Here is a 13,625-nt window from a genome sequence, read left to right on the forward strand (position 1 = left end):
CGACCATGCGGGCGCCCCGGTTTCCGGGCAGCCCGCACCGTCGTACCGAGACTTTTCAGCCCGCCGCGACCGTGACCGGCGCGAACCGCCGGCTCCAGTCTCCGGGCAGCTCGGTGATCCCGTACGACATCACCGAGTTGAAGGCAACGGACTCCAGGCCGCGCTGCTTCACCCACGCGAGGAGCTCTTCATGCCGCACATCGATGTCGGTGCGCAGCGGGCGGTCGGTGTGAGCGGCAAGAGAGGCGATGAGCGCCTGCGCCACCGACGTGTCGCGCGCGATGAGCGGCCCCACGACGTGGGTGTCCATGTTGGGCCAGGCTCCCGCGTACCCGATGATCCGCCCGCCCTCCTCGGCTACGCGCAACTGATCGGCGAAGGCGGGGAGTCGGGTGACGATGTGGGTGCGGTCGGTCCCGAACACCTGCTCGTCGAGCCGGAGGATCGCGGTGAGGTCCTCGGCGGTCGCGGCGCGAGTGGTGACAGTCGGCTCCGGCCCACCGGGGCTGAAGTGCCCCCGGACCATCTCGGCCCGCCCGGTGACCTTGAAGCCGAGTTCCTCGTAGAGGGGGCGGCCGTACGGCGTGGCATGCAGGGTGACGGGAGTAGCACCCATCGCCGAGACGACGTGGCGCATCAGTCGGCGTCCCACGCCCTGGCGAGCATGCCGTCCGGCCACCAAAACCATGCCGATCGCGGCGAGGGCAGGGTTTTGTGGTCCGTACTCGGTGACGACGCAGGCGCTGACCAGGCCGCCGTCGGGGTCGTCGATGCCGTAGCCCTTTCCGGCCGTGAGGAGGAAGCCCCACTTGTGCTCCTCCCGTGGCCACCCCCGGTCCTCGGACAAGTCGGCGCAGGCCGCTTGATCGCGGAGCGTGAGACGGCGGATGGGCAGAGAGGCAAGGGAAGGAGTCGGCACGCAGGTCAGGCTGTCCGACGCGGGCCCTTGGCGTCCACCTCTTTCAATGGAGACGTACGAGCTTTTGGCCAGTTGTCGCCACCCGTACACGGCGTGGGTCGGTGCTGGATGTTTCACGTGAAACACGTAAGAACACCCCGTGTCCGATCGAGGCTGGGAACGGTGCATTACCGCGCCGAAGTTGACCGACTCGATGATTCGCGTCGTGGCCGCATTCGTGGCGAGGGAAGGGGGGACTTGTGTGCACGCCGGTGGCCGGTAGGGTCGACTCCGGTTCGCATTCGGGACGGCACGGCCCGCCCCGTATGGGCCGAGTGCAGGGCAACGCAGCCTAGCGGGACGGAGAGATCGAAGACCCGCGTTTCCGGTTACGCGACGGAAGCGTCCAGGCGGGTGAGAAGCTCGATGAAAGCACTGCGGCCAATGTCACACTCTCGCCTTACTTGTCCGTACGGGGCCGGAATACGGGTTGAATGTGGCCGCATTGGCCGCGACAAGGATGGGAACGCAGACCGTCCACGGGGGAAAGCAGGCACCTTCCGGCTGGGAAAGTGCGCAGACCGACCGAAAGATGCTCGAGGCGAGGCACACCATGGACGCTCCGACCACCACGTCGGCCGACAGCGGCACTTCTGGCGGCGAGGGCGGCTGGTTCACACCCCGCAAGGACCCGGCGACGGCGCCGGACAGCGACGCCAGGACGCCCGACAGAACGGCAGAAGGGCGTCGGCCGGCCGCGATACGCCCGGTGGGCAGGCCGGGAACCGTCCCGGAAACCCCGGCAGACGGCACATCCGCGCCGACAAACACGACGCCCGGCAGTGTGAGCGCCGGTGGGCCCGAGCAAGGGCGTGACGCCCCGGGGTCGATACCGAAGCCCGCCCCTCAAGCCGCGCAGCACGCTCCTCCCCCCGCGGTCTCGAGCCTCGCCGGCGCCTCATCGCCGGGTCCCGCACCGGCCCCGCTGACCCCCACGCCCTTCGCCTCCACGCCGGCTCCGCCCCCGACTGCCGCTGCTGAGCAGCGTGTCCCCGCCCAGCGGTACGCACCGGTGTCGTCCCCGGAAGAGGCCGCCACCCCCCGGGTCGAAGAGGGTTCCCCGGACGCCCTGCTCATCCGCCGCGCCATGGCCGAGGTATCCCCGGTCGCCGACAAGGTCACGTCGTACTTCTACGCTCTGCTCTTCGTTCGCCACCCCGACCTGCGGTCGCTGTTCCCGGCCGCGATGGACACGCAGCGGGACCGGCTGCTCAGAGCGCTGCTCACGGCCGCCGAGCACATCGACAACAAGGATGTCCTCGTCGACTACTTGCAGAATCTCGGCCGGGGGCACCGGAAGTACGGGACGCGGGCCGAGCACTACCCGGCCGTCGGCGAGTGCCTCATCGGTGCGCTGAGCAAATACGCCGCCGGGGTCTGGAACGCGGAGATGGAGGCGGCCTGGGTCAGGGCCTACACCACGATCTCCCAGGTCATGATCGACGCGGCGGCCGCGGACGAACTGCGAGCCCCGGCCTGGTGGTACGCCGAGATCGTCACGCACGACCTGCGAACCCCGGACGTCGCGGTCGTCACCGTCCGGCCCGACCAGCCGTACCCCTTCCTCGCCGGGCAGTACACGAGCGTGGAGACGCCCTGGTGGCCCCGGATATGGCGGCACTACTCCTTCGCCTCGGCGCCCCGCTCCGACGGTCTTCTGTCGTTCCATGTGAAGGCCGTACCAGCGGGCTGGGTCTCCAATGCCCTGGTGCACCGCGCCCGCCCCGGCGACATCATCCGGCTCGGTCCGCCCGCCGGTTCCATGACCGTGGACCACACCACGGACAGCGGTCTGCTCTGCCTGGGCGGCGGCACGGGCATAGCGCCCATCAAGGCTCTGGTCGAAGATGTCGCCGAGCATGGGGACCGCAGGTCGGTCGAGGTCTTCTACGGAGCCCGCACGGACCACGACCTGTATGACATCGACACCATGCTCCGCCTCCAGCAGAGCCACCCCTGGCTCTCGGTCCGGGCGATCATCGACCAGCAGGCGAACCAGCAGCTGCCGGACGCGATACGCGCCTATGGGCCGTGGAACGAGTTCGACGCCTACCTCTCGGGCCCGCCCGGGATGATTCGCAGCAGTGTGGACGCACTGAGGGACATCGGTATCCCGTCGAACCGCATACGCCACGACTCCGTCGAGGAACTGGTCGCGGCCGGAAGCTGACCCTGGCGCCTCAGCCCAGGTCGGGAGCGTGCATGGCGAGAACGCCCTCGATGTTGCCGTCCAGGTAGTGGCGCAGCGACAGCGGCACGAGATGGACGGAGGCGATACCGACCCGGGTGAAGGGCACGCGCACGATCTCGTACTCGCCGACCGGCTCGTCCACCTCGGGGCCATGGCGCAGGGAGGGATCCATGGACTCCAGGCGGCAGACGAAGAAGTGCTGCACCTTCACACCGGTTGCTCCGCCGTCCTCCCCGATGTGCTCCATGGTGTCCACGAAGCAGGGCACCACATCGGTGATCTTGGCGCCCAGTTCCTCGTACACCTCGCGGTGCAGGGCGTCGATGACGGTCGAGTCGCTGGGCTCGACCCCGCCACCGGGGGTGAGCCAGTAGGGATCCACACCCGGCTTGGTGCGCTTGATCAAGATCAGGTCGGCGCCGTCCAGCAGAACGGCGCGGGCGGTGCGCTTGACCACGGGTCGGACGGTCATGAGTGAAATGTGGCCCGGCTGGTTCCACGTGAAACATCGCGAACCGTCACCGGCCGAGCCCCCAGAGTGAGGCACGGTCCCGAGCGCCCCGATACCCACCCCAAGGCGCCCCCGTCGCCTCCTTGAGAAGGCCCTCGGCCCCACCACCAGGGCGCCCGCGAAACCCGCGTCATCCCAGCTCGGAGCCCGGCCGATGAGGGACTCAGCACCAGTCGGCCGAAGCCCGCTGCAACCACTCGTGGGCTCGAGCGATATGGGGCAGCGCCAGCGTCCCGGTCCGAACCACCAGAAAGTATGTCCGCAGCGGTGGCACCGTCGGCTCGTGCAGGGCCACGACATCGCCCTGCTCCAGCGCCGGCGCACACAGATAGCGGGGCAGCACCGCCAGGCCGGCGCCGGCGGCCGCACAGGCCAGGACCGCACGAAGGTCGGGGACGATCACTGTGCCTGGGGTAGCCGGGTGCGAGTCGAAAACGGAGGCCCAATAGCGGGAGACGAAGGGCAGCGACTCGTGCACCTCCACCACGGGCACCTTCTCGAGGGCCGGTTCCGGCTCGCGGTCCGTTTGCACGGTGCCGATCTGCTCGGCCCAGCGCGGCGCCGCGATCAGGACGTGTTCCTCGTCGCAGAGCGCAGTCGCCGTGAGCAGGGAGCCGCGCGGCTGGGCCGTGCTGATGGCCAGATCATGGTGCCCGGCAGAAAGCCCTTCCAGTGTTTCCTCGGCCGTCCCGAAGGAAGCGCGCAAGGCAAAGCCCTGGCCGTCCTCACCGGTCAGCTCCGTGAGGGCGGGCAGGGCTCGTTCGGCGGTGAACTCCGGAGGACCTGCGAGGTGCAGGGTCCGTAAGGAGGAGTCGTCGTCGAGGCCGGTCTCGGTGATCTCCACCAGGGCGTCGAGATGGGGCGCGGCCTTGTGGGCGAGCTCGTCGCCGATGCTCGTCGGGGTCACGCCGCGGGCCTGCCGCAGGAACAGGGGGCGGCCCAGTTGCCGTTCCAGCGTCCGTATCTGCGAGGTGACGGCAGGCTGGGAGAGACCGAGCAGGGCGGCGGCGCGGGTGAAGGAGCCGGCCCGGTGCACGGTCACGAAGGTCCGCAGTAAGGCCAGATCCACCGCGCACTCCCCTCTCCGACCCTCGCCACCCGCCCACGGCCTGCCCAACTATAAATAAGTCGATAGGTCTCTGTCGCTACCGTGATTGGACACTGACAGAGAGTCAACTAGCCTTGGTCGCGCGGTTCTTGCGCGCGGAACCGGGGGACGGTCCGAGCCACGAGGGGGGAGGCTCGGACCGTCCGTGGGGATGGTCAGGCGGCCGATGCGTCCAGCGCACGCAGCACGTCCGCCACCAGGTCCTCCGGGTCCTCGGCACCGACCGAGAGGCGGATGAAGCCCTCAGGCACCGCGTCCCCGCCCCAGCGTCCCCGCCGTTCGGCCGTGGACCGCACCCCGCCGAAGCTCGTCGCGTCGTCCACGAGCCGCAGCGCTTCGAGGAAGCGGTCGGCACGCTCGCGCGTGGGCAGCGTGAACGACACCACGCACCCGAAGCGCCGCATCTGCCGAGCGGCGATCGTGTGCGAGGGGTCGTCGGGGAGACCCGGGTAGCGCAGCCCCGTCACCTCGGGCCGCTCGCGCAGCGCCTCTGCGACCGCCAGGGCTGTCGCGCTCTGCCGGTCGACCCGCATCTGGAGCGTCGCGATGGAACGGTGTGCCAGCCAGGCCTCCATGGGCCCCGGAATCGCACCGACGATCTTGCGCCAGCGGCGTACGGCGGTCATGGCCTCGGCGTCCCGGCCGACGACATAGCCCAGGAGGACGTCTCCGTGCCCGGTGAGCTGCTTGGTGCCGCTGGCCACCGCGAAGTCGGCACCCAGCTCCAGTGGACGCTGGCCGAGCGGCGTCGCGAGGGTGTTGTCGACGGCCACCAGGGCACCACGCGCGTGTGCCGCCTCGGCGAGCCGCCTGATGTCGCACACGTCGAGCCCGGGGTTCGACGGCGTCTCGATCCACAGCAGCCTCGCGCCGTCGAGGACGTCGAGCTGGGCGTCGCCGCCCGTCGGCGCGGTGCGCACCTCGATGCCGTACGCCTCCAGCTGGGCGCGAACCAGCGGCAGCGCCTGGTAGCCGTCATCCGGCAGGACACACACGTCGCCGGTGCGCAGCTGGGAGAAGAGCACTGCCGAGATGGCGGCCATGCCCGAGGCGAAGACGAGCGTCTCCGCATCGTCCCGGCCGGGTGCCTCCAGCTCGCCGACGGCACGCTCCAGCAGCGTCCAGGTCGGGTTCTGGTCGCGGCCGTAGGTGTAGGGGCCGGTCGGCTCGCCCGGCAGGTGGAAGTGGGCGGCGAACACCGGGCCGGGCAGGGTGGGCTCGTACTTGACCGGCTCGGGCAGTCCGGCCCGCACCGCGCGCGTGCCGTCACCGGTCTTCACGGTTGCCCGTCCCGCGGTGCCCGTCACCTCGTCGACGGTGCCTGTCGCCCTGTCCGCAGCATTCGCCGTCTCGCCGGCGGCACCCGTCACCCCGCTCACGGCGTTCGTCACCTCGTCCACGGCATCCGTCACTCCACCCGCCGCACCGGTCACCCGGCTCGCGGCATCCTTCACCTCGCCCGCGTCCGCCGCCGGTGCCGTGTGGCGGATCACCCGGGCCGACTCACCCGTCGCCCCGCCCGCGTCGTCCTGCGCGGAATCGCTCATACCGCCCGTCCCTCCACGTCCCTTCGCACGGCGGCGAGCAGACCGGTGCTCGCCGCCTCCACCATCTCAAGGCACTCCTCGAAGCCGTCCGCGCCCCCGTAGTAGGGGTCCGGTACGTCGAGGTCGTAGCCGGCGGCAGGATCGTACGAACGCAGCAGCCGTACCTTCTGGGCATCCTGCTCCGTCGGCGCCAGGCGGCGCAGCGCTCCGAGGTGGCCGGAGTCGAGGGCGATCACCAGGTCGAGGCGGGAGAACCAGGACGACTGGAACTGCCGGGCCGTGTGGGCGCCGGCGGAGCCGTTGTCCTCCAGGACGGCCACCGTGCGCGGGTCCGCGCCATCGCCCTCGTGCCAGCCGCCCGTGCCGGCGCTGTCGACCTCCACCAGCCCGTCGAGACCCGCTTCCGCCACCCGTGCGCGGAAGACGATCTCGGCCATCGGGGACCGGCAGATGTTGCCCGTGCAGACGAAGCAGACGCGGTACGTCATGTCTGCTCAGTCCCCGTCGGGCAGGACGACGTGCAGCGCCCAGGAGACGACCGAGATGATCAGGCCGCCCAGGACGGCCGTCCAGAAGCCCTCCACATGGAAGCTCACGTCGAGCTTGTCGGCCAGCCACGAGGTGAGAAGCAGCATCAGCGCGTTGACGACCAGCGTGAACAGGCCGAGCGTCAGTATCAGAAGCGGCAGACTGAGGAGCTTGACCAGCGGCTTGACCAGGAAGTTCACCACGCCGAAGAGCAGCGCCACGATGATCAGAGTGCCGATCTTCTTGCCCGTGCTGTCACCCGTCAGGGTGATCTTGTCGAGCAGCCATACGGCGACCGCCAGGGCACCCGCGTTGGCAATCGTCTTGACTACGAAATTCTTCATGTGTCTGATCGTGGCAGACCTGATCGGACACGGGCACAAGAGGCAGGGGCGGACAAGGCGATGAAGGCATTCCGGCTGGATGAACTGGAGGCGGAGCGCGCCGCCAACGAGGGCGCCTACCTGCAGTTTCTGCGGGAGCAGAACATGTCGGTCGGTCTGTACGCCCTGGACGCGGGCGAACAGGATCCACAGAAGCCGCACAATCAGGACGAGGTCTACTTCGTTGTGAGCGGCCGTGCCGCGATCACCGTCGGCCTGGAGACGACCCAGGTGGCGCGCGGCAGCGTGATCTACGTGCCGGCGGGCGTCGCACACAAGTTCCACCACATCACCGAGGACCTTAGGGTGCTGGTGGTCTTCTCTCCGCCCGAGCGATGACGGACCGCCTCGGGGTTCCCTAGGGGATCGGTCAGGGGAGGACAAGGGGTGCGAGGCCCCCGTTCGCCCCCTCCCGGTCCTAGCATCGAGTGCAGGACATCAGAGATCCAGAAGGACCGACAGGGCCCGGCACTCGAACGGGTGGGAAGGTAAGGACGAGGGCGATGCGAGAGATCTTCACGGGACTGCCGTGGTGGGTGAAGTGGATCGCGGTGCCGGTCATCGCCCTGGTCGTGTTCGGCGGGCTGATCGCCAGTGTCGTCGGCTTCGTCATCGGACTGCTCTTCAAGCTGCTGGTCTTCGTGGCACTGGTCGGTGGACTGATCTACGTCGTACGGAAGTTCATGTCGAGCTCCACGTCGCGCAGCGACTGGTGAGACCGGTGGGGAACCGGTGGGGGTAGCGGGAAACACCTGGAATCACCCGTTCCCTCGGGCGAGGGAAGTTTCCGGTCCGAGCGGCCTGTATGCGGTGGCAGACGAATAGAGTCCGGAACTCGACGCGGGGACTTCCCCGCGAGCGGCATTCACCCCCACCCGTGTTCCTCCGCACGGTCTGCCCCCTCGCGCTTCGGGAGAGACCCTTGGTCCCGGCTGACACCGCACCCGTCCAGCTCCACACCGTCCCCGCGCAACCGCGCTCGGCGGCGCCGCCCGGGCCACCGCCACCTTCCACACCGCCGCCACCGCCGACCCTCATCGGATCCGTGCAGCGCGCGATGCGTCTGCTGGAGACCGTCGCCGTACACGAGTACGGGGCCCCGGCCAAACAACTGGCCCGTGAGACCGGGTTGGCGCTGCCCACGACGTATCACCTGCTGCGCACGCTCGTGCACGAGGGCTATCTGCGGCGGGACAAGGGCCTGTTCTTCCTCGGTGAGGCGGCCGAGCGGCTGAGCAGCAGCGGGGCGCGGCAGAAACGTCGCAGCACGGTCGTCGACGCGCTCGCGCACTGGCGGGACGTCCTGGGCGTGCCCGTGTACTACGCGGTGTACCGGGAGGGTGAGATCGAGGTCATGTGCGTCTCCGACACCCCGGGCAACCCGGCGGTCGAGGAGTGGGCAGACTTTCGCGAGACCGGCCACGCGCACGCCATCGGGAAGTGCCTGCTGTCCCAGCTGGACGAGGAAGCCCGCCGTGACCACCTCGACCGCTACCCGGTGCAGCCCCTCACGCCGTACACGGTGCGCGACAACCACAGCCTGCTCCGGCGCCTGGAGCGGATCCGGCGGATGGAACCCGTGACCGAGCGTCAGGAGTACGCCCTGGGTGCGGTGTGCGCCGCGATCCCCCTCACTCTCGGCACCACGGCCGCGACGATGGCCATCTCACTGCCCGCACACCAGGCCGACCGGTTGCTCCCCGCGGCCCGTCAGTTGCAGACCGAGATCGGGCGTCTGCTCGGCTCGCTCGCGCTCTCTATCAGTATGTGAAAACTCACTCCTTGTGATCTGCTGTGTACGTTCAGCAAGATTCCACCAAGTGTCAGAGGTTCGTTCCCGGCCAGTCACGGCGAATGACGGGGTTATCGATGCGCGAGTCCGTACAAGCAGAGGTCATGATGAGCTTTCTCGTGTCCGAGGAGCTCTCCTTCCGCATCCCGGTGGAGCTGCGCTATGAGTCCAGTGATCCCTATGCCGTCCGGCTGACTTTTCACTTGCCCGGTGATGCCCCGGTGACATGGGCTTTCGGACGGGAGTTGCTGATCGACGGCGTCGGCCGGCCGTGCGGGGAGGGCGATGTGCGGGTCACGCCCGTCGAACCCGACGCGCTGGGCGAGGTGTTGATCCGGCTTCAGGTGGGCAGCGACCAGGCGGTGTTCCGGTCGTCGACCGCACCGCTCGTCGCTTTCCTGGACCGTACGGACAAGCTGGTGCCGCTGGGCCAGGAGGGCTCGCTCGCCGACTTCGACGCGCACCTCGACGAGGCCCTGGACCGCATCCTCGCCGAGCAGGGCGCTGGTTGAGACATGGGCCCGGCGGCACGGTGGAGTAACGCTTCACCGGGTGTCGCCGAACTGCGAAGGAACGCTTCTTCCTGCGATCTTCGTATGTCGGGTGATCTTCTCGCGGTCCCAGGCGGTCGAGCCGAGACGCTCGCGGTCAACGAGCCGGAAGCCGGGCGCCACGCCGGTCGCCGGGGCGCTATGCCGAGAAGCTGGCCGCCGCGCCGAGGGCCGGGGCGCCGCGCCTTGAATCCAGCCGCCGCGCCGGGGAGTCCAGGCCCCGCGCCGGACGCCGGGGCCCAGGCCTTCACAGGCGTCCACAGGCGCAGAGGCGTCAGCGCTTGCGGCGCCGGCCCCTCCCCCCGCGCGCCGGGACCGCAGCGGCCTCCCTGGCGGGCTCCGTGCCGGGCCGGTCGGCCGAGACCACCAGCGCCGCCAGGGCCGTGGTGACCGGCACCGAGGCGACCAGGCCGATCGAGCCGACCAGCGTGCGCACGATCTCCTCCGCGACCAGCTCGCTGTTGGCGACCGTCCCCACACTGCTCTGCGCGATCGAGAACAACAGCAGCAGCGGCAGCGCGGCACCCGCGTAAGCGAGGACGAGCGTGTTGACGACCGAGGCGATGTGATCGCGGCCGATCCGGATGCCCGCGCGGTAGAGCCCGCGCCACCCCATCGACGGATTGGCCTCGTGCAGCTCCCAGACCGCCGAGGTCTGGGTGACCGTCACGTCGTCGAGCACGCCCAGGGAGCCGATGATGATGCCGGCGAGCAGCAGACCGCTCATGTCGATCGTCGGGTAAAGGCCGTGAATCAAACCGGTGTTGTCGTCGGTGTTGCCGGTGAGTGCGGCCCAGTCGATGAAGACTGAGCCGAGGATGCCGATCAGCAGCAACGAGATGAGGGTGCCCAGCACCGCCACGGATGTCCGGGCGGACAGACCATGACAGAGGTAGAGGGCGATGAGCATGATGGCACTCGCGCCCACCACCGCCACGACCAGCGGGTTCGACCCCTGCAGGATCGCGGGCAGGATGAAGAAGTTCAGCACCATGAAGCTGATGGCCAGTGCGACCAACGCCATGACACCCCGCAGCCGCCCGACGACCACGACGGCGACGGCGAAGATGCCGGCGAGTAGCGCCATGGGCAGCCGACGGTTGACGTCGGTGACCGAGTACTGCAGGTCCTTCGGCGCCGAAGGCTCGTAGGCGACGACGACCTTCTGGCCCTCTTGCAGCTGGCGGGACTGGTCGGGCTGGACGATCTCGGTGAACGTACGGCCCTTGTCGTCCCCGCTGTCGACCCGGATCGTCGCCCGCTTGCAGGTGCCCTTCTCCTGCTGCACCGCGGAGGAACCCTCAGCGGTGGAGGTGTCGCCGGTCGGCGGAACGCCCGAAGCGCCGGCCTCCTTGCAGCTCACCTCGACCACCTTGGTGACCGTGGCATCCTGCGTCTGCCGGTCGAAGCCGACGCCGGTGCGCTCGTGAGCCGGGGCGCCGCCCGGCCACAGGACGGCGAGACCGACCAGCACCGCCGCGGCGAACGGGATCAGGATCGCCGCGATGACCTTGCGCAGATGCATGGAGACGGGCGTGGCCGGGCCGTGGCTGTGCGAATGCCCGTGGCCGCCACCCGGGGCGGAGCCGTGCCCGTCACCTCCGCCATGACCGTTCCCGTCGGCGCCACCGTGCCCGTGTCCGTCATCTCCGCCATGGCCATTCCCGGCACCGGCACCGTGGCCATGCCCGTCGCCGCCACCGGGCCCACGACCGGGGCCGTGGCCGTGGCCGGGACCCGGACCGCCCGTTGGAGCGTCATGACCACCGTGCGAACCGGCACCCGGGCCGTCACCGAAGCTCGGTCCGTACTCACCGCGGCCCGAGGGGCTGAAACGCCCGTCACGCCCGTATCCGGGGCCGGGGCCGAGGCCCTGCCGCATGGCTTGCCCCTGCCCGCCTCCGGCGACGGAATCATGACCGTCACCATGGCCGTTGCCGTTTCCGGCGCCGGATCCGTGGGGCGGCTCGGGCGGTGGGTGGGAGGGACGCTGCGTCGTGGTCACCGACCGATCATCGCAAGAACGAGGGGGGCCCTCTGTTCACCGCGCCAGAATTGCCGCTAGCGTGGAGGCACCTTTTGTACACGCGGGAGCTCGGAGCACCGGGCTGAGAGGGCGCTGACCTCCGTCCCAGCGATGTTTCACATGAAACATCGCCGGAGTCGAGTGACGTTTCACACGGAACGTCGCCGGACGGAAACCGCTGCGTCGACCGCCGAACCTGTTACCGGGTAATGCCGGCGTAGGGAGTAGGTCTGATGACCAACAAGGACGCACGCACGCCTGCCTCCGTTGAGGACGAGAAGTCCGAGGAGGCCGGGAAGTCCATCGGCTGGCACAAGGCGTACATCGGAGGCAATCGCCCCGACCTGCGCGTGCCGGTCCGTCAGGTGCACCTCACCAATGGCCAGTCCGTCGCCCTGTACGACACGTCGGGCCCGTACACCGATCCGCTCGTCGACACCGACGTCCGCAGGGGCCTGTCGCCCCTGCGCGAGAACTGGATCATCGCTCGCGGTGACACCGAGGAGTACGCGGGCCGCCCGGTCCGTCCCGAGGACGACGGCATCAAGCACACCTCGCCCCGCGGCGGCCTCCGCAACCTGGACGCCGTCTTCCCCGGTCGGCCGCGTCAGCCGCGCCGCGGCAGGGAGGGGCAGGCGGTCACGCAGCTCGCGTACGCCCGCCGGGGAGAGATCACGCCCGAGATGGAGTACGTCGCCATCAGGGAGAACGTGGCACCCGAGGTCGTGCGTGAAGAGATCGCCGCAGGCCGGGCCGTGCTGCCGGCCAACGTCAATCACCCGGAGATCGAGCCGATGATCATCGGCAAGCGGTTCCTGGTGAAGGTCAACGCCAACATCGGCAACTCGGCTGTGACGTCCTCCATCGAGGAGGAGGTCGAGAAGATGACCTGGGCGACCCGCTGGGGCGCCGACACGGTCATGGACCTGTCCACCGGCCGCAACATCCACACCACGCGCGAGTGGGTCCTGCGCAACTCCCCCGTGCCCATCGGCACCGTGCCGCTCTACCAGGCCCTGGAGAAGGTCGACGGCCGGGCCGAGGAACTGACCTGGGAGATCTACAAGGACACGGTCATCGAGCAGGCCGAGCAGGGCGTGGACTACATGACGGTCCACGCGGGCGTGCGCCTGGCGTACGTGCCGCTGACCGCCAACCGCAAGACCGGCATCGTCTCCCGCGGCGGCTCGATCATGGCTGCCTGGTGCCTCGCGCACCACAAGGAGTCGTTCCTGTACGAGAACTTCGAGGAACTCTGCGAGATCCTCGCCGCGTACGACGTCACGTACTCGCTCGGGGACGGCCTCAGGCCCGGCTCGATCGCGGACGCCAACGACGAGGCGCAGTTCGCGGAGTTGCGTACGCTCGGGGAACTCAACCGGATCGCGAAGCGTTTCAACGTACAGACCATGATCGAGGGCCCGGGCCACGTCCCGATGCACAAGATCAAGGAGAACATCGACCTTCAGCAGGAGATCTGCGATGAAGCTCCGTTCTATACGCTCGGCCCGCTGACCACGGACGTCGCACCGGCGTACGACCACATCACCTCCGGCATCGGTGCCGCGATGATCGCCTGGTGGGGCACGGCGATGCTGTGCTACGTCACGCCCAAGGAGCACCTGGGCCTGCCGAACCGTGACGACGTCAAGACGGGCGTCATCACCTACAAGATCGCCGCCCACGCAGCCGACCTCGCCAAGGGACACCCGGGTGCGCAGGAGTGGGACGACGCGCTGTCGGACGCCCGCTTCGAGTTCCGGTGGGAGGACCAGTTCAATCTGGCCCTCGACCCGGACACGGCACGGGAGTTCCACGACGAGACCCTGCCCGCCGAGCCCGCCAAGACGGCTCACTTCTGCTCGATGTGCGGTCCCAAGTTCTGCAGCATGAAGATCTCGCAGGATATCCGCCGTGAACACGGCGGCACACGGACCGAGATCGAGGAGGGCATGGCGCTGAAGTCGAAGGAGTTCGCGGCGAGCGGGAACCGCGTGTACCTGCCCATCGCGGACTGACCCTGCCGCGCA

General features: G+C 69.1%; 13 protein-coding genes and 1 riboswitch. Of the genes, 6 read left to right on the forward strand and 7 right to left on the reverse strand.

Features of this window, described 5'->3' with window-relative positions; genetic code table 11:
- Positions 1 to 55 precede the first annotated feature (55 nt).
- On the reverse strand, positions 56 to 919 hold the full coding sequence (locus ACFY9S_RS07045; protein WP_391123871.1) for a GNAT family N-acetyltransferase: 864 nt from the start codon (positions 917 to 919) through the stop codon (positions 56 to 58).
- Between the two features lie 571 nt (positions 920 to 1,490).
- On the opposite strand from ACFY9S_RS07045, the gene ACFY9S_RS07050 reads away from it, so the two are divergent.
- Complete coding sequence (locus ACFY9S_RS07050; RefSeq protein WP_391123873.1) at positions 1,491 to 3,128, forward strand: globin domain-containing protein; 1,638 nt, start codon at positions 1,491 to 1,493, stop codon at positions 3,126 to 3,128.
- A 10-nt stretch (positions 3,129 to 3,138) separates the two neighbouring features.
- Here the strand turns inward: ACFY9S_RS07050 and ACFY9S_RS07055 are convergent, their stop codons facing one another.
- The 5 genes from ACFY9S_RS07055 to ACFY9S_RS07075 form a co-directional block, all read right to left on the reverse strand.
- Positions 3,139 to 3,621, reverse strand: a complete 483-nt coding sequence (locus ACFY9S_RS07055) for an NUDIX domain-containing protein (RefSeq protein ID WP_102913681.1) — start codon at positions 3,619 to 3,621, stop codon at positions 3,139 to 3,141.
- A 202-nt stretch (positions 3,622 to 3,823) separates the two neighbouring features.
- The gene (locus tag ACFY9S_RS07060) at positions 3,824 to 4,729 is read right to left on the reverse strand and encodes a LysR substrate-binding domain-containing protein (protein ID WP_391123876.1); all 906 of its coding nucleotides are present in this window, start codon (positions 4,727 to 4,729) and stop codon (positions 3,824 to 3,826) included.
- Between the two features lie 194 nt (positions 4,730 to 4,923).
- Positions 4,924 to 6,315: a cystathionine gamma-lyase gene (locus tag ACFY9S_RS07065; protein ID WP_391123878.1), complete on the reverse strand. Its 1,392-nt coding sequence runs from the start codon at positions 6,313 to 6,315 to the stop codon at positions 4,924 to 4,926.
- Positions 6,312 to 6,803: a low molecular weight protein-tyrosine-phosphatase gene (locus ACFY9S_RS07070; RefSeq protein ID WP_391123880.1), complete on the reverse strand. Its 492-nt coding sequence runs from the start codon at positions 6,801 to 6,803 to the stop codon at positions 6,312 to 6,314. Before ACFY9S_RS07070 ends, ACFY9S_RS07065 begins: the two co-directional genes overlap by 4 nt.
- Positions 6,804 to 6,809: 6 nt before the next feature.
- Entirely contained in the window at positions 6,810 to 7,187 is a 378-nt protein-coding gene (locus ACFY9S_RS07075; protein WP_391123882.1) for a phage holin family protein, read from the reverse strand.
- A 60-nt stretch (positions 7,188 to 7,247) separates the two neighbouring features.
- Here ACFY9S_RS07075 and ACFY9S_RS07080 point away from each other — a divergent pair, with 60 nt between their 5' ends.
- The 4 genes from ACFY9S_RS07080 to ACFY9S_RS07095 all read left to right on the forward strand — a co-directional run bounded on the left by ACFY9S_RS07080 (position 7,248) and on the right by ACFY9S_RS07095 (position 9,530).
- The gene (locus ACFY9S_RS07080; RefSeq protein WP_062927868.1) at positions 7,248 to 7,565 is read left to right on the forward strand and encodes a cupin domain-containing protein; all 318 of its coding nucleotides are present in this window, start codon (positions 7,248 to 7,250) and stop codon (positions 7,563 to 7,565) included.
- A 164-nt stretch (positions 7,566 to 7,729) separates the two neighbouring features.
- Positions 7,730 to 7,942 carry a DUF5326 family protein gene (locus tag ACFY9S_RS07085; protein WP_391123884.1) on the forward strand — a complete coding sequence of 71 codons (213 nt, stop codon included), beginning with the start codon at positions 7,730 to 7,732 and terminating at the stop codon, positions 7,940 to 7,942.
- A 320-nt stretch (positions 7,943 to 8,262) separates the two neighbouring features.
- Positions 8,263 to 8,997 carry an IclR family transcriptional regulator C-terminal domain-containing protein gene (locus tag ACFY9S_RS07090; protein ID WP_391124253.1) on the forward strand — a complete coding sequence of 245 codons (735 nt, stop codon included), beginning with the start codon at positions 8,263 to 8,265 and terminating at the stop codon, positions 8,995 to 8,997.
- A 98-nt stretch (positions 8,998 to 9,095) separates the two neighbouring features.
- Positions 9,096 to 9,530: an SsgA family sporulation/cell division regulator gene (locus tag ACFY9S_RS07095; RefSeq protein ID WP_102913323.1), complete on the forward strand. Its 435-nt coding sequence runs from the start codon at positions 9,096 to 9,098 to the stop codon at positions 9,528 to 9,530.
- A gap of 313 nt (positions 9,531 to 9,843) precedes the next feature.
- Here ACFY9S_RS07095 and ACFY9S_RS07100 read toward each other — a convergent pair whose 3' ends face one another.
- Positions 9,844 to 11,574 (reverse strand): YibE/F family protein, encoded by a 1,731-nt coding sequence (locus tag ACFY9S_RS07100; protein WP_391123886.1) that lies wholly within the window; start codon positions 11,572 to 11,574, stop codon positions 9,844 to 9,846.
- A gap of 72 nt (positions 11,575 to 11,646) precedes the next feature.
- Positions 11,647 to 11,836, forward strand: a riboswitch (TPP riboswitch).
- On the opposite strand from ACFY9S_RS07100, the gene thiC reads away from it, so the two are divergent.
- Positions 11,829 to 13,613: a phosphomethylpyrimidine synthase ThiC gene (thiC, locus tag ACFY9S_RS07105; protein WP_391123888.1), complete on the forward strand. Its 1,785-nt coding sequence runs from the start codon at positions 11,829 to 11,831 to the stop codon at positions 13,611 to 13,613. Its footprint overlaps the riboswitch before it by 8 nt.
- Positions 13,614 to 13,625: the final 12 nt, after the last annotated feature.

The sequence above is a fragment of the Streptomyces sp. NPDC012474 genome (genome assembly GCF_042955185.1).
Taxonomy (GTDB): Bacteria; Actinomycetota; Actinomycetes; order Streptomycetales; family Streptomycetaceae; genus Streptomyces; species Streptomyces cahuitamycinicus.